This is a genomic window from Stenotrophomonas sp. YJH_SMC_80 (assembly GCF_059372495.1).
Genome location: NZ_JCAFVP010000007.1, coordinates 46,881 through 67,745 on the forward strand (window position 1 = coordinate 46,881; position 20,865 = coordinate 67,745).

Annotated in this window: 16 protein-coding genes and 1 other RNA gene; 11 read left to right on the forward strand and 6 right to left on the reverse strand. The window is 65.4% G+C overall.

The annotated features are described in order from the left end of the window. Positions 1 to 316 precede the first annotated feature (316 nt). The 8 genes from AC5P99_RS13020 to AC5P99_RS13055 all read left to right on the forward strand — a co-directional run bounded on the left by AC5P99_RS13020 (position 317) and on the right by AC5P99_RS13055 (position 12,679). Complete coding sequence (locus tag AC5P99_RS13020; protein ID WP_495213245.1) at positions 317 to 2,851, forward strand: fimbria/pilus outer membrane usher protein; 2,535 nt, start codon at positions 317 to 319, stop codon at positions 2,849 to 2,851. Between the two features lie 38 nt (positions 2,852 to 2,889). Further along, complete coding sequence (locus AC5P99_RS13025; RefSeq protein ID WP_099605830.1) at positions 2,890 to 3,399, forward strand: fimbrial protein; 510 nt, start codon at positions 2,890 to 2,892, stop codon at positions 3,397 to 3,399. 57 nt (positions 3,400 to 3,456) lie between these two features. Next, positions 3,457 to 4,458 (forward strand): fimbrial protein, encoded by a 1,002-nt coding sequence (locus AC5P99_RS13030; RefSeq protein ID WP_249335746.1) that lies wholly within the window; start codon positions 3,457 to 3,459, stop codon positions 4,456 to 4,458. Between the two features lie 377 nt (positions 4,459 to 4,835). Further along, entirely contained in the window at positions 4,836 to 5,585 is a 750-nt protein-coding gene (locus tag AC5P99_RS13035) for a fimbrial protein (RefSeq protein WP_239503547.1), read from the forward strand. Continuing rightward, the gene (locus tag AC5P99_RS13040) at positions 5,582 to 6,691 is read left to right on the forward strand and encodes a fimbrial protein (protein ID WP_495213225.1); all 1,110 of its coding nucleotides are present in this window, start codon (positions 5,582 to 5,584) and stop codon (positions 6,689 to 6,691) included. Before AC5P99_RS13035 ends, AC5P99_RS13040 begins: the two co-directional genes overlap by 4 nt. An 85-nt stretch (positions 6,692 to 6,776) precedes the next feature. Continuing rightward, positions 6,777 to 7,367: a hypothetical protein gene (locus tag AC5P99_RS13045; RefSeq protein WP_495213226.1), complete on the forward strand. Its 591-nt coding sequence runs from the start codon at positions 6,777 to 6,779 to the stop codon at positions 7,365 to 7,367. A gap of 180 nt (positions 7,368 to 7,547) precedes the next feature. Beyond that, complete coding sequence (locus AC5P99_RS13050; RefSeq protein WP_108270239.1) at positions 7,548 to 10,463, forward strand: autotransporter family protein; 2,916 nt, start codon at positions 7,548 to 7,550, stop codon at positions 10,461 to 10,463. 194 nt (positions 10,464 to 10,657) lie between these two features. Beyond that, positions 10,658 to 12,679 (forward strand): acyltransferase family protein, encoded by a 2,022-nt coding sequence (locus AC5P99_RS13055; protein WP_322534333.1) that lies wholly within the window; start codon positions 10,658 to 10,660, stop codon positions 12,677 to 12,679. Between the two features lie 100 nt (positions 12,680 to 12,779). Here AC5P99_RS13055 and AC5P99_RS13060 read toward each other — a convergent pair whose 3' ends face one another. The 4 genes from AC5P99_RS13060 to AC5P99_RS13075 form a co-directional block, all read right to left on the reverse strand. Next, positions 12,780 to 14,165: an FAD-binding oxidoreductase gene (locus tag AC5P99_RS13060; RefSeq protein WP_049451407.1), complete on the reverse strand. Its 1,386-nt coding sequence runs from the start codon at positions 14,163 to 14,165 to the stop codon at positions 12,780 to 12,782. Beyond that, complete coding sequence (locus tag AC5P99_RS13065; protein ID WP_049451408.1) at positions 14,162 to 14,806, reverse strand: metal-dependent hydrolase; 645 nt, start codon at positions 14,804 to 14,806, stop codon at positions 14,162 to 14,164. The genes AC5P99_RS13060 and AC5P99_RS13065 overlap by 4 nt, the downstream gene beginning before the upstream one ends. Before the next feature lie 110 nt (positions 14,807 to 14,916). After that, entirely contained in the window at positions 14,917 to 15,285 is a 369-nt protein-coding gene (locus AC5P99_RS13070) for a YraN family protein (protein WP_024957270.1), read from the reverse strand. Then, on the reverse strand, positions 15,275 to 16,996 hold the full coding sequence (locus AC5P99_RS13075) for a penicillin-binding protein activator (RefSeq protein ID WP_049451409.1): 1,722 nt from the start codon (positions 16,994 to 16,996) through the stop codon (positions 15,275 to 15,277). Before AC5P99_RS13075 ends, AC5P99_RS13070 begins: the two co-directional genes overlap by 11 nt. 81 nt (positions 16,997 to 17,077) lie before the next feature. On the opposite strand from AC5P99_RS13075, the gene rsmI reads away from it, so the two are divergent. Both rsmI and rnpB read left to right on the forward strand, forming a co-directional pair. Then, positions 17,078 to 17,896, forward strand: coding sequence for a 16S rRNA (cytidine(1402)-2'-O)-methyltransferase (gene rsmI, locus AC5P99_RS13080; RefSeq protein WP_005408070.1), 819 nt, complete (start codon positions 17,078 to 17,080; stop codon positions 17,894 to 17,896). Between the two features lie 155 nt (positions 17,897 to 18,051). Beyond that, positions 18,052 to 18,403, forward strand: an RNA gene (gene rnpB, locus AC5P99_RS13085) — RNase P RNA component class A. Between the two features lie 138 nt (positions 18,404 to 18,541). On the opposite strand, the gene AC5P99_RS13090 is transcribed toward rnpB, so the two are convergent. Both AC5P99_RS13090 and AC5P99_RS13095 read right to left on the reverse strand, forming a co-directional pair. Then, the gene (locus AC5P99_RS13090) at positions 18,542 to 19,021 is read right to left on the reverse strand and encodes a DM13 domain-containing protein (protein WP_495213227.1); all 480 of its coding nucleotides are present in this window, start codon (positions 19,019 to 19,021) and stop codon (positions 18,542 to 18,544) included. A gap of 317 nt (positions 19,022 to 19,338) precedes the next feature. Further along, complete coding sequence (locus AC5P99_RS13095; RefSeq protein WP_099605851.1) at positions 19,339 to 20,091, reverse strand: NRDE family protein; 753 nt, start codon at positions 20,089 to 20,091, stop codon at positions 19,339 to 19,341. Between the two features lie 323 nt (positions 20,092 to 20,414). Here AC5P99_RS13095 and mraZ point away from each other — a divergent pair, with 323 nt between their 5' ends. Further along, positions 20,415 to 20,861 (forward strand): division/cell wall cluster transcriptional repressor MraZ, encoded by a 447-nt coding sequence (mraZ, locus tag AC5P99_RS13100; RefSeq protein WP_004143635.1) that lies wholly within the window; start codon positions 20,415 to 20,417, stop codon positions 20,859 to 20,861. Positions 20,862 to 20,865 lie beyond the last annotated feature (4 nt).

Here is a 20,865-nt window from a genome sequence, read left to right on the forward strand (position 1 = left end):
AAGGTGCTTGCAGGGCAGTTGAGTCCGTGCTTGCGGTACAGCGTCCGGTTAAGAAGCGTCATTTCCGGCTGCGACAAGCTGTCGCATGCGGCGTTCGGTGCATCTGCAATGCATTCGATTGACTGCTGTCATTTGTTGAAAACAAGCCTGAATTGCGCCGAAACAGTGGCTTGGCTGGAAACCGCGTGGTTTCGTGGCGCGTTGTCGCTTTGCAACAAATTGCATGGGAAGCCGGTCGCACGCTGTCTACGCTTCGGCCCACTTCGACTACGAGCGATGTCGCCTTCGGCCTCATCGAGTGACGCTAACCATGCACATGCGCCTCCTTCATCTCCGCACGCCGCATCGTTTTGCCAGCCGTCCACTGGGGCTGGCGATTGCCGCCGCCGTGGCAATGGCGATTGCCGGTCATGCCAGTGCCCATGGCGATGAGTCCCTGCAGTTCAGCGAGGGCTTCCTGATTGGTGGCCGGGCCATCGACATGCAGCGCTATGCGCAGGGCAACCCCATGGAGCCGGGCGTGTATCCCCTGGACGTGGTGGTCAATGGCCAGTTCCACGACAAGCGCGACATCACCTTTGTGGCGGCGCCGGCACCTCTGGGGGCAACCCCGTGCCTGCCGGCCGGGCTGGTACGCCAGTTGCCGCTGAAGGAGATGTTCCTGGCCGAGCTGGACCAGGATGATGAAGGCTGCGTCGCACTTCCCAGCCTGATCGACGGTGCCACGGTCGAGTTCGATGAAAGCAATCTGCAGCTTCTAGTGAACGTGCCGCAGGCTGCGCAGGCGCGCGATGCGCGCGGCTACGTGGCACCTGCACAGCGCGACCACGGCGTCACGGCAGCCTTCTTCGATTACAACATCAACCACAGCCGCAACCAGGGCCAGCAGGCGACCCATCTGGGGCTGAACACGGGCGTGAACCTGGGCGCGTGGCGGCTGCGTCACCGTTCGTCCTTCAGCCAAGGCAGCCATGGCTCGCGTCATGATGTGATCAGCAGCACGCTGCAGCGCGATCTTCCGGCATGGAATGCCCAGCTGCTGTTGGGGCAGGGCACGACCGGTGGCGAACTGTTCGAGTCGCTGTCATTCACCGGTGTGCGGGTGGCCAGCGATGAGCGCATGCTGCCGGACTCGCTGCGCGGCTTCGCGCCGGTGGTGCAGGGCGTTGCCGAAACCAACGCAGTGGTGAGCATCCGCCAGAATGGCCACGTCATCCACGAAGTAAGCGTGGCGCCGGGGCCGTTCTCCATCGAAGATCTGTACCCGACCAACTTCAGTGGCGACCTGGACGTCACCGTCACTGAAGCCGATGGCCGCCAGCAGCAGTTCACTGTCAACTTCTCCGCAGTGCCGCAGGCGCTGCGGCCGGGCGCCAGCCGCTTCAGCGTCACCGCCGGTGAACTTCGCGATGCACGCGGTGTGCGTGAAGCACTGCGCTTTGCCGAAGGCACCTACGCACGTGGCATCAGCAACCATTTCACCGCGCTGGGCGGGGTGCAGATTGCCGAAGACTTCCAGTCCGCACTGTTCGGCGGTGCAATCAATACACCGCTCGGTGCGTTCGGTGCCGACGTTACCCATTCGCGCGCACGCCTGGCCAATGGCGAACAGGTGACCGGCAACAGCTTCCGGCTGAACTACCAGCGCTACATCACCGCAACGGGTACCAACTTCGGCTTGGCAGCGCTGCGTTACAGCACGCGCGGCTATCTCTCCCTGAATGATTTCGCCCAGGCGTACAACGACGAGTGGGGCGTCAGTGGCCGTGCGCGCCAGCGCTTCCAGGTGAACTTCTCGCAGCGTATTGGCGAGCGCAGCACGCTCTCGCTCAATGGCGGACAGGTGCGCTATTGGGACAGCGCGCAGCAGCACAACGATCTGCAGCTGCGCTTCCAGACCAGCATGGGCCGCGCCAATCTGAGCCTGTCTGCCATGCGCCTGCAGATGGGCGATGGCCGCCAGGACACCCGCTATGCGGCGACCTTCAGCATTCCGTTGGGCTCGGCCCCGCGCGCACCGCGCTTGAGCACCCAGGTAGCCCATTCGGCACGCGGCGATCAGGGCCAGCTGGGCCTGAACGGAACGCTGGGTGCCGATCAGCAGCTGAGTTACAGCCTGTCTGCCAGCGATTCCAGTGACGGGGCGGGAAGCGCCAATGCCTACGCGTCCTATCGCGGTGGGCATGGCACGGTCACCGCCGGCTACAGCCGGTCGGGTGATTACAACGCCTTCAACGCCAGCGCGGCCGGCAGTGTGGTGGTGCACCGCGATGGCATCAACTTCGGTGCGCCGGTGGGCGATGGCTTCGCGCTGGTACAGGCAGATGGCGCGCAGGGTGCCCGCATCGGCTACGGCAGCGACGTGCGCATCGGTCGCAACGGCTATGCGCTGCTGCCGCACGTGAGCCCCTACCGCTGGAACCAGATCGAGCTGGACCCGTCGGGCCTGCCGATGGATGTGGAGCTGCTGCAGACCTCGCAGCGGATTGCGCCGACGGCGGGCAGCATCGTGCGGGTTGCGTTCAATGCCAAGCGCGAGCGCACATTGTTCATCGACGCCACCGATGCGCTGGGCCAGCCGCTGCCATTTGCCGCGCGTATCGAAGATGAGACCGGCCGCAGCTATGGCGCAGTGGGCCAGGGCGGTGTGATCCAGCTGCGTGGCGCACCCGAACAGGGCCAGCTGATCGTCGACCCGGACGGCCCACATCGCTGCCGCCTGGAATACACCACCCCGGATGCCCCCGATGCCTACGGGCTGTCGTGGAGCCAGGCGGTGTGCACGCCGCTGCCGGCCCCGAGTAATGGGCTGCAGGCCGCCCTGGATGCGGTCGAAGCCACCTCGTTCTGATGTCCTGATTCCATTCTTTCAACCCAAGGAGTTCTTTCATGAACCTGTTCAACCGCATCACTCTGTGCACCGCACTGCTGGCCGCCGCGCCGCTGGCTCTGGCCGATAGCGCCACCCTCACCATCAGCGGCAAGGTGCTTCCCGGCACCTGCACGCTCACCGCAGCGCCGATCACCTTGGACCCGGTGAAGGCCAGCGACCTGACGCCCGGCGCCGATGCGCAGATCAAGGCCGGGGCGCTGCAATTCGCGGGCTGCGTTGGCGTAAGCAAGGCCGTGCTGTCCTTCGCCGGTACCGCCGCCGACGGCGATGCAACGCGCTGGAAGAACACCGCTGTAAGCGATGCCGCCGAAGGCGTGTCGATCTCGCTGCTGTCCGGTACCACCGGCAGCAACTATCTGAAGGATGGTGACACCGGCATCGATGTGCCGGTGGCTGGCGCCACCGCGCGTTACGACCTGCGTGCCGCCTATTTCCTGCCCACCGGCGAAGCGCCGAGCGCGGGTGAGGTTTCTACCGAGATCGTGGTCACTGCTGACTACGAGTGAGTGATGGCCGTGCGCACGCAACGTGCGGCGGCCACTGTCCATAACGGAGAATGTTGCATGTCTGCTCATGTTCGCACTGCATCTACCGGCATGGTGCTGCGCAAATCGATTCCGGCGAAACTGTTCACTGCCTTGGCGCTCGTTGTGACGGCGGGAGCCGCAATGGCCTGCGAGCAGTATTCAGCGAAGCCGGATGTACTGCTCGACACCGTCTACACATCCCCGCCGTCCGGAGCCAATGTATTCATGGCCGAGGAACGCGGTCGGGCCGCATATGAGAAGTGCTCACTGCCCGGTGGCACGGTGTCGGTCTTCGTGCGGCTGGAGATTCCTGGCTTGGTCTACGTCGGGGACATTCAGTACCAGGGGCGGGCCTACGCTTCCTATGCTACCGGGACTGATTCTGCATTGCTTGCGTTCGACGCGTACTCGAACATTTTTGACCGAAGACCACTGCGCTTGGGTGAGGAGCTGGAACTGCCGTATGAGACCGCTGCGGGGGATGGCTTGCAGAACACCATCAACTACACGGCGCTGGTGTTTTCGCGGGGCGGGCGCATGCGCACGTCCAGCGTGCGGACCGGGCAGGTCTCGCTGCGATCACCGGCACACCCTGAGCTTGATCTGACGTCCTCCTACTATCTGGCTCCCCAGTTTCCTGCAGTGACCTGTCCGCTGCAGGATGTCTCGGAGACGCTCCAGGATGTGCAGTTGGCGGAATTGCCCGTGCCGGGTAGTACCGCCAAGGAGAAGCCCGTCGCAGTGCGCATGAGCTGCGGTACGGATGCACCGCGTGCGCAGATCACCTTGACCGACGCTGGCGACCGGACAAACTCAGGTAGCCAACTGACGCCAACGGCTGACTCGGATGCGAAAGGCGTGCGGGTGCAGCTCCTGCAGGGCGGAAGTGAAGTGAACTTTGGACGTATCTGGGATTTCGAACCCGGCGTGGGTGGCACGCATGACATCGCGTTCACTGCGCGCTACATCCGCACCAACGAGGCGTTGGAGCCCGGGCAGATCAAGGGCGAAGCGGTACTGAATGTCGACTATTGGTAAAGGGGGCAGCGTCGTGGTTCCATGCGGCGTCAGCACATTCAGGCGGTATCTTTGCCGCGGTTTTCCTGGCGTTCTGCAAGGGATTCGATGGCGTGATGTGGTGGAAGCGATGACGATGAATTGAAATTCCTCAGAGACTCGCTGTGCATCCTGCCATTCCCCGCTGCATGCCACCCTGTGCGTTACCGTACGTTCTTCTCGCGGCACTCCTGCTGGTTACAGGGGCCGCGCAGGCATGCGAGCACTACACCGCTTATCCGGATGTTGTAGTTGATTCGGTCTATCTGTCCGCCCCGGTTGCGCCATATGTTTTCATGGCGCAGGAGCGAGGGCGGTCCGCCTTGCGCAAGTGCTCGTTTCCCGGTGGCCCCATTGCAGTGCTCGTCAGGCTGGATGTTCCCGGGCTTGTCTATGCCGGGGAGCTTCACTATGAAGGTCGGACCTACGCGTCCTATGCGTCCTCTCCAGACTCAGCGCTGCTCGCCTTCGATGTCTACTCCAATATCTTTGAGCGAAAGCCGCTTCGTCTCGGGGAGGAGCTGGCGATGGATTACCAGACTTCCGCCGGTGACGGGCTCCAGCACACCATCAACTACACAGCGCTGGTCTTCTCGCGCGGTGGGCGCATGCGCACGTCCAGTGTCCGCACCGGTCAGATCTCGTTGCGATCGCCGGAATATCCGGGCCTGGACTCCAGCGCAGCCTACTACCTGGCGCCCCGATTCCCGGCCGTAACCTGTCCCCTGCAGGATGTTTCGGAAGTGCTCCCGAATGTGCAGCTGGCGGAACTGCCTGGTCCGGGCAGTACAGCCAAGGAGAAGCCGCTGGCGGTGCGCATGAACTGCGGTTCGGACGCACCGCGTGCGCAGATCACCTTGACCGATGCTGGCGACGCGACAAATTCTGGAAGCCAGCTGACGCCGACGCCGGATTCAGATGCGAAAGGCGTGCGGTTGCAGCTCCTGCAAGCAGGCCGTGAAGTGAATTTCGGGCGCATCTGGCGTTTTGAGCCCGGTGCCGGCGGCACGCATGAGATTGCCTTTACCGCGCGCTACATCCGCACCAATGAATCGTTGGTGCCCGGCCTGATCAAGGGCGAAGCCTTGCTCAACGTGGACTACTGGTGAGTGCGTTGCAGTTGCCAGCGGACAATCACGGCCCAATCGATGGTCCTGGACGGGCCAAGAGCAATGGGCGCGTCACCACCCCCTTCGCTTTCTTCTATGAACGCCGATCGCCGGGCTACTGGCAGGAGATTGATCAATTGCACACTGCTACTGACACGCGCCGATGGTTTCGTCGGCTTTTCCTCGCCATGGTAGTTTCCTTGCTGCTTGCCCTGGCGGGCCATGCAAGCAGCTGCACGTTCACCGTACAAGCGCCCATCGTCATCAACAAGAGCAGGCCCGGGCATCCTGACACGGTCCGCATGATATGGGACGACGGAACCAATATCAGTTCCAGCGGTTGCCCCGTTTCCAGTAAGCACTCTCTGGATATGACCCTGGTGGGCCCGGCACTGCGTTGGGTCTCGGATGTGGACTTCACCGCGTATCCCATCCAAGGTCGGCTTCCGCTGTACGAAGTTGGTCCTGATTCGGCGCTGCTGGGATTTGTTGCAAGCGATGGAGACCGTTCGTACTGGCCACTGCGACTTGGCTCCAACAGTTTTCCAAGTGTTCCTGGCAACACGAATTTCATCGTGATCGCATACGTGTACAGCCGCGGCGAAAGAATGCGGGACTTCCAGACGAAGGTGGATCTGGAATTCTCGTCCGCTGACCATTCGACGATCAATGCAAGTCTTCCCATCAGTATTGACATGCAGTTTCCTCCGACAACCTGCCCTGTGCGGGACGTCGCGGAAGTGCTACAGGATGTCAGTGTCGCGGAGTTGATCGCGCCGGGGGATACGGCGAAAGACAAGATCGTGGTGGTTCGCATGGAGTGCGGGGCCAACGTGCCGCGCGCGGAACTGATGTTGAAGGACGCAGGGGATGGGGGCAACACCGGAAGCCTGTTGACCCCTACAGCGGATTCCGGCGCCAAGGGGGTCCGTGTACAGCTTCTACGTGGCGGCAGCGAGGTGCAGTTTGGGCGGGCCTGGCACTTCAATCCCGGCACGGGGGGAGTGCATGACCATGCTTTCACCGCCCGCTATTACCGCACCGCGGATGCTCTTGTTCCAGGCCTGATCAAGGGGGAGGCAGTGCTCAACGTGGACTACTGGTAGGACCACGTCGGACATCTGCAACGGATTTGATGGGCTGCGTTGACGAGGGTGGGCACGATGAGCTGATTTGCGATGAGGATATTCAATGCGTCTGGCCATCGTCCATTACACCCGTCTTCGCTCACTGCTTGGATCCGTTCTTGCCGGCTTGTCACTGGTATCCGTGCCGGCAATGGCATGCGAACACTACACCGCCTATCCGGACGTTGTGCTTGATACGGTTTATGCAGCTGCTCCGGTACAACCACGCATCTTCATGGATCAGGAAAGAGGGCGGTCATCCTTGAGGAAGTGCGCGTTTCCGGGTGGGCCCATCAGTGTCTTCGTGCGCTTGGATGTGCCAGGGCTGACGTATGCAGGCGACCTGCAATACCAGGGAAGAACGTACGCATCCTATGCCAGCTCTCCCGATTCGGTGCTGTTGGCTTTCGATGTCTACTGGAATCTGCTGGATCGAAGGCCGCTCCGCCTGGGTGAGGAACTGGAGATGGAGTTCGACACTACCGCCGGTGACGGATTGCAGTACGTCATCAGCTATACCGCGCTGGTGTTTTCGCGTGGCGGTCTGATGCGCAGCTCCCCCGTCCGTACCGGACTCATCTCGCTGCGGTCACCGGAGTATCCCGAGCTGGACAGCAGCGGCGATTACTACCTGGCGCCCGTATTGAAGCCGTGAGGATGGCGCTGGGGGCCAGTCGCGCAACCACTACGCCGGGTTGCCAGGCTCAGGTTCCTTTTCACGAAACTTGGTGGCGCATGTGCAGCGGCGGTGTCGCATCCGACATTACAACTAATTGCATGGTGGGCGTTGAACGCGACATGCACTATGCCGGTCTCGACAAAAGGAGGCCTCAACATGCGATCCCATCAGATCCAATACTCGGCGCTGGCCCTCGCCTTGACGGCGGCACTCGCCGTTGGCATACCTGTTCGTGCACACGCACAGCAGGTCATCGCAGACGGTGACGCACAGACCCCGGCAGCGGGGGATTACAGCGCCACCGGCGTGGGCAACCACGCCTTCCATGCGCTCAACGGCGGCAGCATCGTTCCGCTGGGTGCGGTCAACGTGAGTGCCGATGGCGATGGCGCATCCGCCGCCCGCGCCGAAGGTGCTGGCAGTCGTATCGAACTGAATGGTTCGACTTTGGTCACCAGCGGTTTTGGTGCCACCACCGCGCTGGCAACGACGGGCGGTGAACTGCATCTGACGGCGACCGACGTCATCAACAAGGGCACCGGCATGGGCGTTGTGGCGCATACCGGCAGCCAGGCCACGCTGCAGGATGTGAACATCCGCATGGAAGGCGTGTCGTCGGTCGGCCTCGCCGGCGGCGGTGACATCAGCATGACCGGTGGCTCGATCTCGGCGATGGGGCTGGGTAGCCGCGCGGTGTCGGCCACCGGGGCGAACATGACCCTGACCGGCGTTTCGATTGAAGGCGAGTCGGGCATCTGGCTGGGTGATAACAACCAGCTTGATCTTTCAGGAAGCGCGGTGAACGCCAGCGGCATCGCGTTGGACATCAATGGTCGCAGCAATGCAGTCACTGTGGCGGACTCCAGCTTCCACAGCACCGGCAACGGGACCGCAACCGTCAAGATGTTCTCCGATTCGACGCTGGCAATGGCCCGCAGTTCCGTCATCAGCGAGGGGGACCGTGCGGTGGGCATTGATGCCCGAACCGGTACGGTGGATCTGGACCGCGTGACTGTGACCACGTCCGGTGAGAGCAGCCATGGCCTGTATGCCGATTTCACTGGCATCGGCGCCGGCCCGATCATCACTGCGCGTGCGGCCCAGATTCACACCACGGGCGCGGGTGCCATTGGTGCGGTTGCGCGCCAGGGCGGCAGCATCCATCTGGACGACAACATCATCCGTACCGAAGGCCAGCAGGCCCATGGTGTGCTGACCGGGGGCAGCGGCGGGATGACGTTGACCGGTTCGCACATTCGCACCGAGGGCGAGGGCGCCTGGGCTGCGGTGATCAATGACAACGGCAGCCTGGGCATCGACGGCAGTGCGCTGGAAAGCGTGCAGCACGGTGGTGTGTGGGTTCGCAGCAGCCGTGACTCCGGTTTGACGCTGTCCAACAACGCCTACGTATCGGGTGGCAATGGCATTGCCATCGCACTGGATGCGGCGGTGGCGGGGCGTTTCGACGTGGTGTTGCAGGGGCATTCGCAGATGGTCGGCGACATCGTCATCACGCCCGAGGACGAGGATGCCGGTCTGGTGCCGCAGTCCGATGTGCACGTGCGCCTGGCAGACGGGTCGCTGTGGCAGGGCACGTCCAACCTGGTGCAGACGATGGCAATTGAAAGCGGAAGCCAGTGGACACTGACCGGTGATGCCACGGTAGGCGAACTGAGCGTACTGAACAGTGGTGTGGCGCTGTCCGACGGCAGTGGCCGATTCAACACGCTCACCGTAGACGGTGATCTGCACAGCGAGGGCGCGACGTTCCTGTTCCAGGGCGCCTTGGGCGGTGACGACAGCGCCTTTGATCGCCTGCATGTGCGTGGCGATACTTCGGGCGATGCAAGCATTGCGGTGAAGAACATTGGCGGCGTTGGCGCTCAGACCACCGATGGCATCCAGCTGATCGAAGTGGATGGTGCATCGCTGGCAACCTATGCGCTGGCCGGCCGCGCCGTGGGCGGCTCCTATGAGTACTTCCTGTTCAAGGGGGGCGTGATAGATCCCACCGATGGCAACTGGTATCTGCGTTCGCAATGGTTCGATATCTGCAAGGACAATCCGGCCGCGCCGGGCTGTGTGGTGGACCCGGTTGATCCGGTTGACCCCATCGATCCGGTGGACCCCGTGGATCCGGTGGACCCGGTGCCGGTGCTGCGTCCCGAAGCCGGGGCGTACCTGGCCAACCAGTCGGCAGCCATCAACATGTTTTCCCATCGTCTGAATGACCGCATCGGTGCCGTTTCGCTGGATGAAGGCCGTGCCGCATGGGCGCGCGTGGGCCGGCAGCAGGCGGACTTCAGCGCGGTCGGTGGCCAGCTGTCGATTGATGGCAACACCTCGGTGCTGCAGATTGGCACTGACCTGGTTCGCCGGGGCAATGCAGCGTTCGGCGTGATGATGGGCACGGGGCGTGCCGACAGCAGCGCAGTGTCCGATCTGACCGGCTACAGCGCCAAGGGTCGGGTGCGTGGCAGCGCGGTAGGTGTGTACGGCACCTGGATGCAGGCGGCTGACGGTACGCAGGGTGCGTACATGGATGCGAACCTGCAGTACGGCCGTTTCGATAACCGGGTGCAGGGCATTGGCCTGGAGCCGGAGCACTACGATTCGCGCATGGCCAGTGCGTCGCTGGAGACCGGCTACACCTTCAACGTGTGGCAGGGCACCGCCAGCGCACTGTATGTGCAGCCGCAACTGCAGCTGAGCTATGTCGATTTCCGCGCCGATCGCCACGTGGAGAGCAATGGCACGGTGATCGACCATGCCGATGCTGGCGGCCTGAGCGGGCGTCTGGGCGTGCGCGTGTTTGGCCATGACACTGCAGCCGGCAACACGGTGCAGCCGTACCTGGGCGTGAACTGGCTGCGTGGCAGCGGCACCAGCACGTTGCAGTTCAACGGTGACACGCTGGGCGCAGACGTGCCGCGCAACCGTTATGAGGTGCAGGCCGGTGCCGAGTTGAAGCTGGGCCAGCGCTGGGGCGCGTGGGGGGGCGTGAGCGTGCAGCGCGGTGATTACGGCTACCGCAATGTGGGCGGCCAGCTGGGCCTGCGCATGGCCTGGTAAGCGGACGTGCAGCGGGGTCGGATCCGATTGCCATGGCAATGGGCTCTGCCCCCTGGCTGCTGCCGTAGAGCCGAGCCTACGCTCGGCTCATCGCGATCTGAACGAAGAGCAGCCGAGCATGGCTCGGCTCTACAATCGCGTCGCTCCGGGACCGGACCTGAACGATGTCCATGTCTGTCGCGATTATCCATTGAATGACTGCGCAAACGGTGGCGATGCTGCCGCCCTGTCTTCTGCCGGTTGCCTGCATGTCCCCTCCCGAGCGTTCCCACAACGCCACCATCGATGGCCTGCGTGCATTGGCGGTGCTGGCCGTCGTGGTCTTCCACACCAATGCGAAGTGGCTGCCCGGTGGCTTCACCGGTGTGGACCTGTTCTTCGTGGTGTCCGGCTTCGTGATCAGCCAGTCGTTGGCCTCGCGCACCCATGCGTCGCTGGGCGCGATGCTGCTCGACTTCTACCGGCGCCGCGTGCTGCGCCTGTTGCCGGCGCTGCTGGTGATGTTGATGGCCACCTTCGTGCTGTCGGCGCTGTTCATTCCCCGCGCGTGGCGCAACGAGCAGTTCGACCAAGCCGGCTGGGCTGCGCTGGTCGGCTTCAGCAACATCGTGCTGGCCGGGCAGCAGGACGACTATTTCTCGCCCGGTGCGGAACTCAATCCGTTCCTGCACACGTGGACGCTGGGCGTAGAGGAGCAGTTCTATCTGGTCTTCCCGCTGCTGTTCTTCGTGTGGCTGCGCGGGCGTGAGCGCTGGCCGTGGTCGCGTTGGCTGTTGCCGGTGCTCACCCTGCTGTCGCTGGCGTGGGCAGGCTGGCAGGCGCAGACGGCGCCGGCGGCAGCGTTCTACCTGCTGCCGGCGCGGTTCTGGGAGCTGGCTGCGGGCGCGCTGCTCTACCAGTGGATGCGCACGCGTACGCCGGGCCGGAGCGGTGATGCGGTTGCAGTGGCCGGTCTGGTGCTGCTGGGTGCAGGCGTGGTGATCGCACCGCAGCTGGCGATGCCGGTGCCGGGCGTGCTGGCCACCACGGCCGGTACGTTGATGCTGTTGGCGAGCGTGTCGGCACCAGGTACATCGCGCATTGAGCGCGCGCTGGGCTGCGCACCGCTGGCCTACCTGGGCCGGTTGTCCTATTCGCTGTACCTGTGGCATTGGCCACTGCTGGTGCTGCTGCGCTGGACGTATGGCCTGCATGGCGTCGCGCTGTGGCTGTATCCGGTGTTGTTGCTGGCGGTCTCCGCCGTGTCGTATCACTTCATCGAGCGTCCACTGCGGAATGCGGCATCACTGCTGAGCCTGGCACCGGCCAAGGTGCTGGGGATGGCGCTGCCAGTGGTCGCGCTATGCGGCGCAGGCGCCTGGGCCACGGTGGAGTACCACGAGCAGGTCTCGCTGAGCGTGACCCGCGATGGCTACGCATGGCAGGCGCGCCGCTACCCGGCGTGGCGCCCGCTGGAGCCGGTGAGTGCGCCAGCGCTTGAAGGGCGGCGCCTGTTCGTGGTGGGCGACTCGCATGCAGCGGCGTATCGCACCATGACCAGCATGGTCGCGCGCCAGACCGGCATGGAGGTGCGCCAGCAGGATCGCGGCGGTTGCAGCTTCGTCAACCTGCTGCGGGCCAGCCCGGCCGACTGCCAGGACTTCATTGAGGACGCGCTGTCGACCATCGAGAGCGAGGCACGTCCTGGTGACATCGTGCTGCTTGCGGCATTGCGCATGCCGGAGCTGCGCGGATTCGACTGGCAGCGACAGGATGCACAGCAGATCTATCGTCAACTGCTTGCCGAGCGCACCCCGACCAATGCGCAGGCCGCGCGTGATGAGGCTGATCGTGTTCTTGGACGTCTGCAGAAGCTGGGCGTGCATGTGGTTTTGGATGCACCGCTGCCGTTGTTCAAGGCCGGGGCGTACCGTTGTTCGGACTGGTTCAACCGCCGCAATCCGGCCTGCGCCGGTGGCCTGAGCATGCCGCGCGCCGACCAGGACAGGCTGCGAGCGCCGCAGATGGCGTTGCTGTCCGAACTGGCAGCGCGCTATCCATCGCTGACGGTGTGGGATCCGTTGCCACTGTTGTGCGGGCCGCAGACCTGTTCGGCGGTGGAAGGGGGGGAACCGCTGTTCTTCGACAACGATCATCTGAGCGGACATGGCAACCGCGTGCTGTTGCCCGGCTTCAGGCAGACCCTGATCGGTATTGCGAACGACAAGCCTTTGTAGAGCCGAGCCCACGCTCGGCTGCTCTTCGTTCCGCAGGCGGGAAGTCCGCGCTGCGCGCGGTGAGCCGAGCATGGCTCGGCTCTACAGGAGTGCGCGCGGTCTATGCCGGCGGCAACACCTTGCCCGGGTTGAGAATGCCATCCGGGTCCAGCGCGGCCTTGATCGCACGCATCGTCGCCAAGGTAGCCGGGGTGAAGGCCTGCGCCATGAAATCGCGCTTGGCCAGGCCGATGCCGTGTTCGCCGGACAGCGTGCCACCCAGTGCCAAGGTCAGCTCGAAGATCTTCGGCAGTGCGGCATGCGCGCGCGCGTTCTCTTCGGCATCGTCCGGGTGATAGAGGATGTTGACGTGCAGGTTGCCGTTGCCGGCATGACCGAAGGTGACGATGGTCAGCGTGTAGTCGCGTGCCAATGCCTGCACGCCAGCCACCAGCTCTGGAATACGCGACACCGGCACCACCACGTCTTCATTGATCTTGCCGGGCGCGACGGTGCGCAGTGCCGGCGACAGTGCCTTGCGCGCGGCCCACAGCTGGTCGCGTGCACGGCCTTCCATCGCCACGTCCAGTTCGATCATGCCGTCGCCTTCAGCGGCGCTGGCCAGGGCCTGCAGCAGATAAGGCAGGGTGTCGTGGTCACCATCGGCTTCCACCAGCAGCATTGCACCGGCCTCCGGCACGTCGGCACCGTTCAGCCGCAGCAGCTCGAGGCTACGTGCGTCCATGAACTCCAGGCGGGTGGGTACTACCGGCTGCGACATCAATCGCGATACCGCGGCTGCGGCGGCATCGGCATCGCGGTACAGCACGCGCAGCCCGGCTTGGCTGACCGGCAGCGGGGTCAGTTTCAGCGTGGCTTCCACGATCAATGCCAGCGTGCCTTCGCTGCCCACCAGCAGATGGGTGAGGTCGTAGCCAGTGGCGTCCTTGGTGTAGGCGCCGCCGCAGCGGATCACATCGCCGGTGCCGGTCACTGCCACCAGGCCCAGCACGTTGTCGCGGCTGGTGCCGTACTTCACCGCGCGCGGGCCGCCCGCATTGCAGGCCAGGTTGCCACCGACGCTGCAGATCTCGGCGCTGGAAGGATCCGGCGCCCAGAACAGGCCATGCGGGGCCAGTGCCTGCTGCAGGGCGCCATTGAGTACGCCCGGTTGCACCACCGCGCAGCGATCGCCGGCGCGGATCTCGACGATGCGGTCCATGCGGGTGAACGACAGCACGATGCTGCCGGGCAGCGGCACGGCCGCGCCGGTGGTGCCAGTGCCGGCGCCACGTGCGACCAGCGCTACGTGATGGGCCCGGCATGCGCGCACCAGTGCCTGCACCTGTTCGATGCTGGCAGGCTGCGCGACGGCGGCGGGGCGTTGATGACGCCACGAGTTGTCCTGCGCGTTGGCCTCCAGCGCGCTGTCATCCATGCGCCAGCCCTCCGCGCCCAGCAGGGCGGACAGTTCGGCAACCAGGGCAGCAGGCAGGGCAGGACTCATGACGGATCTCGTGGGGCAGCAGGAGCGGGTTGGATCAGTTTCCAGGCAACAACGGCGCCAGCCAGTGGCAGCCACACCCAGCGCAGTTCCGACAGCAGGGTGGCCAGGCCGCGCGCGCTGAAGAACTGTGGGGCGAACGGTGAAACGCGGATCGGTCGCCACGGCGCGAAGAAGCGTTGTTCGCTCCAGGGCCAGGCGAGGGCCACGCCGAGGCCGCCGGAGGTCATCGCATCCAGCAGCGGGTGGCTGGCAGCGCAGACGAAGACGAATACAGCGGCTTGTACGGTCGATGCCACCGTTGGCCCTGCCTTGGTAGGTGCCAACCTTGGTTGGCACGAAGCCGCCGACCAAGGTTGGCGACTACCGGAGCTGTGTGGTGCCGACCAAGATCGGCGGTTACCAAAGAACGCCAGCACCGCGGCGAATGCCGCCAGCACGCCGGCAAACAGCAGCGAATGGCTGGCGCCGCGATGGCCGAACGCATCGGCGTAGGGAATGTGCAGCGCGAAGGCCAGTACATCGGCATCGGGCAGCATCGCTGCAATCACGCCGGCCGCCAGCAGGCGCGGCGGGATGCGGCCGCGATCAGCGGCGCACCACAGCGCCAGCGGCACAGCAGCATGGGTGATGATCGAAGGCATCAGTCACACACCGTGGTCGTGCCGGCCTGGCTGCGCTCTGGCAGGTGCCAACCTTGGTTGGCACAGAAGCGCCGACCAAGGTCGGCCTCTACCAGAGCGGACGGTACCCATCAGCAATCATCCAGCCGGAACGCATCACGCAGCCACCGCAGCTGCGGCGGCTCGCCGGTGGCGTCGACCACATCAAAACGGCAGGGTGCATTGGCCAGCGCCGGGTTGTCCTGCAGGTACAGCTGCGCGGCGTGCGCCAGGCGTCGGCACTTGCGCACATCCACCGAAGCGGCACCGCCACCGAAATCCGATCGCGCGCGATAGCGCACTTCCACGAACACCACGGTGCCGGCATCGTCCATCACAAGGTCCAGTTCACCGCCGCGATAGCGCACGTTGCGCGCACGCGGCTGCAGTCCCGCCTGTTGCAGATGCTGCTCGGCGGCGGCTTCCACCGCCGAGCCACGTTGGCTGCGCTCAGCGACCACCGACGATCGGCATCGGCCGGCCGCCATTGAAGGTGGACCATGCCGGCTGGCGCAGGATGTTGCCGTTGCTGTCCAGGAACAGGGTGCCGGTGGCACCGTCCAGGCCGCCTTCGTTGGACAGCTTGTCCAGATAGGCGGTGATCTTCCAGGCATCGGCGCCGAACGCGAACAGGCGGCCGGCTGCACCGCGTGCGCTGGGCAGGGTGCTGGCGACCTGGCTGGCCGACGGCAGGCCCGACACGCTGCGCACGTTCCAGGCCTCATTCGGGTAGACGATGCCGTCCAGCGCCACGTCTTCTTCCACCTTGCCGCTGCCGATGGTCAGCTGCGAGGTGCCGACGCGGGTGGCGCCGCCGGCACCGGCCAGCGCCAGCTGCGGCGCCAGCAGGCGCGCCTGCGGCGCACGCACGGCGAGGAATACGGCATCGACCTGGCCGGCATTGCGCACCTGCGCACCGACATCGCCGACTGCATCGCTGACGCCGATGGTGGCCACCACCTGGCCGCCACGCTGGGCGAAGCGCTGGGCGAAGGCGGCGGCGGCACGGCGGCCGGTATCGTCGGCGCTGTTGATCACCAGCGCCTTGCCGCGCTCGCGACCACGCAGGTATTCAGCGGCGACGATGCCGTCATCTTCCGGTGCCAGCGAGAAACCGGCGCTGCCGGCCGGCGGCCCATCCTTGCCACGGTTCAGCGCCAGCACCGGCACCTGCAGCTGCTTACGGCCGTACACCGCGTCCACTTCGTCGCGGCCCAGCGGGCCGACCACGAAGTCGGCACCGGAGGCCACGGCCTTGTCATAGGCGGCGAGGGCACCGGCCGGGGTACCCGCGGTGTCGATGAAGTTGATGTCCGGGCGGCGGCGGGTCTCGCCGTAGTACGCGGCCAGCAGGCCATCGCGCACCGGCTGCGCGGCGGTGGCCAGGCGGCCGCTGAGCGGCAGCAGCACAGCCAGCTTGGCCGGCGGGCGGTAACCGTCGCTCATCGCCGGCGGGCGCTTGCTGGTGTCGAACTGGGCGGCGCCATCGCGGTCGAACGGTCGCGGCAGCGGCAGGCCGCGTGCGATCAGTGCGCGGCCGGCGAAGTTGTACAGCGGGTCGTTGGCCGGCAGGGCGGCGGCACGGCTGCGCAGGGTGGCGTCGTCGAGGGTACCGAGCAGGCCGGCGATGGCGGCCTGGTTCTCGCTGCGCGCACTGCCGGTCAGGCTGGCATGGGCGCGGGCGCGTTCGGTGGCAGCGCCGAAGGCATCGCCGGTGCCCTGCAGCGCAGTGGCGCGGGCCAGATACCAGCGCGTCCGCAGTGCCGGCAGAACGTTGTCGCCGTGGTCCTTCAGCAGGGCCAGGGCCTGCCCCGGCTGCTTGTCGGCCAGCGCCAGCTCGGCACTGGTCAACTGGTAGCGCTGCAGGCTGGCGCCGGTCAGCTGGCGGGCGGTGAGCTGGCCCAGCAGGCTGCGCGCGCGGGCGCTGTCGCCGGCCAGGTGCCAGGCCCAGGCCGCATCGGCCAGGGCATTGGCGCGGGCTCCGCCGCGCAGGGTGGCAGCCAGGCCTTCCAGCTGCAGTGCGGCGTCGCGCGGCTTGCCCTGGTCGATCAGCGCCAGCGCCTGGCTCTGGGCCGGCGATTCGGGCGCGCTGGTCAGGCTGGTGGTGGCGCAGCCGGCCAGCAGCATCAACGACAGCGACAGGGCGGAGATCCGTGCGGCGGGCTTGTTCATGATCGGGTCCATGCGATGAGGGCAGCGGCCTTGGCCGGGTACACGCTACGATTCTACCCTTGCCCCGTGAGTACCGCTGAAATGAGTGTGCCAACCCTGTACGTCGTCGCCACCCCGATCGGCAACCTGGCCGATCTGAGCCCGCGCGCGCAGGAGGTGCTGCGCTCGGTGGCGGCCATCTGTGCCGAAGACACCCGCCGCAGCGGCCAGCTGCTGTCCCATTTCGGCATCCAGCAACCGCTGGTGGCCCTGCACGAGCACAATGAGGAAGCGCTGTCGCAGCGCCTGGTCTCGCGCCTGCAGGCCGGTGAGTCGCTGGCGCTGGTGAGCGATGCCGGTACCCCGCTGGTCAGCGATCCCGGCTTCCGCCTGGTGCGTGCCGCGCGTGCGGCGGGCATCAAGGTCAGCCCGATTCCCGGCGCCTGTGCCGCCATCGCCGCGCTGAGCGTGGCCGGCCTGCCCAGTGACCGCTTCAGCTTCGAGGGTTTCCTGCCGGCCAAGGCCAGCGGCCGCCGCGACCGCCTGCAGGCGCTGGCCGGTGAAGTACGCACGATGGTGTTCTACGAATCCTCGCATCGCATCGCCGAGTCGCTGGCGGACATGGCGGCGATCTTCGGCGGCGAACGCCCTGCGGTGCTGGCGCGTGAGCTGACCAAGCTGTTCGAGACCGTGCTCGATGGCGATCTGGCCGGACTGCTGGCGAAGGTGGAAGCTGACGAAAACCAGCGCAAGGGCGAGTTCGTGGTGATGGTGCAGGGCGCTGGCGACGATGAAGAAGCGCAGCTGGCGCATGGCCGCCGCGTCTACGCCAAGCTGAGCGAGCATCTGCCGCCGTCGACCGCGGCGAAGCTGGCGGCAGAGTTGACCGGTGCACCGCGCAAGGCGTTGTACGGCAGTTGATGGATCGTGCGGACCAAGGTCCGCACCCACCAAAGCGGAATCCGCACCCACCAGAGCAGCGGAGTCGGTAGATCCACGTCATGCGTGGATGGATGAACCGGATGCCGCTATCAGCACGGCAGGAAGGGCGCGCGTAGGCTAGAATGTGCGCTGGCGGAGCCGGCCAGACAGTCGCGTCATCCCTTCGGGGGTGCCGAGGAAAGTCCGGGCTCCAAAGGGCAAGGTGCCAGGTAACGCCTGGGCGGCGCAAGCCGACGGAAAGTGCAACAGAAAGATACCGCCTACGTCTTCTTCGGAAGGCCGGTAAGGGTGAAATGGTGCGGTAAGAGCGCACCGCGAGTCTGGCAACAGACCGGCACGGCAAACCCCACCTGGAGCAAGACCAAATAGGGATCCTTTGGCGCGGCCCGCGTTGGATCCGGGTAGGTTGCTTGAGCGTTGCGGTGACGTAACGCCTAGAGGAATGACTGTCCACGACAGAACCCGGCTTATCGGCCGGCTCCGCCTCTTTCTTCTACATGCGTGCTTCCATATGGGTGAACCGCGCATCGGTAGTGCCGGCCGCTGGCCGGCAGCTTCACGCTGCCAGCAGCGGCGGACAGAATACCGGCCAGCGGCCGTCACTACCTCGACGTCGCGCGGTCTTCAACCCGGCGTACGGTACTGCCCGGCGGAGATGAACTGCTCGAACCGTTCACACCACACCACCACGGTGGTGTAGTCGTCCACGTCCACGTTCGCAGGCACCTCCACCAGGAAACGGTTGAAGGTCTTCACCTCGCCGATGCGCTGGGCCTGTGCCTTGATCTTCAGGAAATCGGCCTTGTTGTCGACGAAGTCGCGCACGAGGTAGACCTTGTAGTCCGGCCCCGGGCCCATCTTGCCGTCGAACGCGACCTGGCGCGGGCTGACGCTGACCTTGCCGTCGGCCCAGTGCACCGCGTCGCTGCCCTTGAGGTCACGGCGGAACGTGGTGTGATGAGTGGCGTCGCTCATGGCAGCCTGCACCTGTGCCACCGGCGGATCATCAGGAGCGATCAGGATCGGGAGGAAGTACACGCCCAGGCCGAAGCCGAGGCCGAGGGTGAGCAGGTGGGTGGCGAGCAGGATGAGGGTGCGGCGCATGGGGCCTCCATGTGGATGTGGATCGCGCGGCCTGGTGCCGGGCACGACCACCTTGAGAGGTTGCGGGCGGCATTTATAGACACAGTGGCAGACGCAAAAAGGGCACAGTGGGATGGCCGCGGTGGCGCAGGCCCTGTGGTACGGGCGAGAAGGCGCTGCGCCGGGAAGCTGAATGACGCCGTTGGCAGTCCTGGAGCGGGTAGTGCCGGCCGCTGGCCGGCAGCTGCGTGGCCTGCCCGAAGATCCGGAGGTTGCCGGCCAGCGGCCGGCACTACCCTGCTGGAAAGAGATTCCGGCCAGCGGCCAGCATGACCGGGTCAGAAAATGACGTGGCTCTGTCCGTTGGCTGCGCCCTGCGGGCCAAAGCGGCGCTCGTGGATCTCGCCGTGGCCATCGGCGTCGATCAGCAGCACGGTGCTGGCGCGGGTGCCGTAATCGTCGCCGCGGATGAAGGCCGGGCTCAGCCAGCGCTCGCGTTCCAGGCCGATGCCGGTGTCGGGCAGGTCGCTGTCGGCGGGGCGATGTTCGTCGGCCAGCGCGGCCCAGAGTGGGGTCAGGTCCTCATCGCCGGCCTGCAGCCACGCCGACAGCGCATCCATCAGCCGTCGGGTCTTCGGCCAGGGCGCGTCCAGCGCGCCGTTGGACATGCCATGCACACCCGGGCCCAGGCTCTGGCGCTCGGCGGGGTGGTTGCCCAGGTACTCGAGGCTGTCGCCATCGGCCAGCAGCAGGTTGAAGGGCGCATACGCGCCCGCCACGGTGGCCAGCCGGTCGATATGCACGGCGGCGGGGTCGCGGCCGCGCAGGAAGTCGGCTACCAGTGCACCCCGGGACGGCCCGGTCTGTGCGGCCAGCGGATCACGGACATTGGTGACCACGGCCATGCGGCCGCCGGCGCCGACGCCGGCCCAGCCACCGCCGGAGCGCAGGTCGCGCCCTCCGATGACGGAGGTCTCATCCTGCCAGGGGGCCAGCGCCGCAGTCGGGCGGGCGTGGAACTCATCACGGTTGCCGGTCATCACCAGCCGCCAGCGCGGGTGGTGCATCCAGCCAAGAGCGAGCAGGCACATGGCCTCATTGTGCATCGTTTGCGCAGTCCGGCGGCGTTTCCGGCCGGTTCCGGATGAATGCGCGGGCGATGTTTCACGCCTTGTCCACAGCCCTGAACTTCCGTTCAATCTCAAAAATTGAGACGGATCAGCAACTTGTGGATAAGCCTTGAACAATTCTCTAAAGGTTGTTGCAAGCCATTGATGCGGCTGGCGATTTCCCCGCTGAAAAGTTGTTGACAACCCTTCGGCCGCTGCTAAGGTGGGCATCAGAGGGAAATCCGGGTGTTTTGTGGGTTTTCGTGGTTCAATGTTTCACCGGGCGAAGGATAGGTGCACGCGTCGTGTTCCAGGGCGAGACGGCCATCACAGTTGACGATAAAGGGCGCATGGCGGTTCCCACCGCTTACCGCGACCTCGTCGCGCGCGCCAGCAACAACCGTCTCGTGCTGACCTACAACCCGTTCGAAGCCGGCTGCCTGTGGCTGTATGCAGAGTCGGAATGGGAGCGGGTCCGCGACGACGTCATGTCCAAGCCCAACACCCAGCGCGTCGTGCGCCTGTTGCAGCAGAAGCTGGTCGGCTCGGCCGCCCATCTGGAACTGGACGGCAACGGTCGCATCAGCATCCCCGCCAGCCACCGCGGTGCGGTGGGCATTGAGAAGAAGGCGGTATTGCTCGGTATGGGCGACAAGTTCGAATTGTGGAGCGAGCAGGCGCATCGGGCCCTGATCCAGCAGACGTTGTCTGACGAGGATCTGGGTGATGGGTTGCTCGACCTGAAGTTGTGAGCCG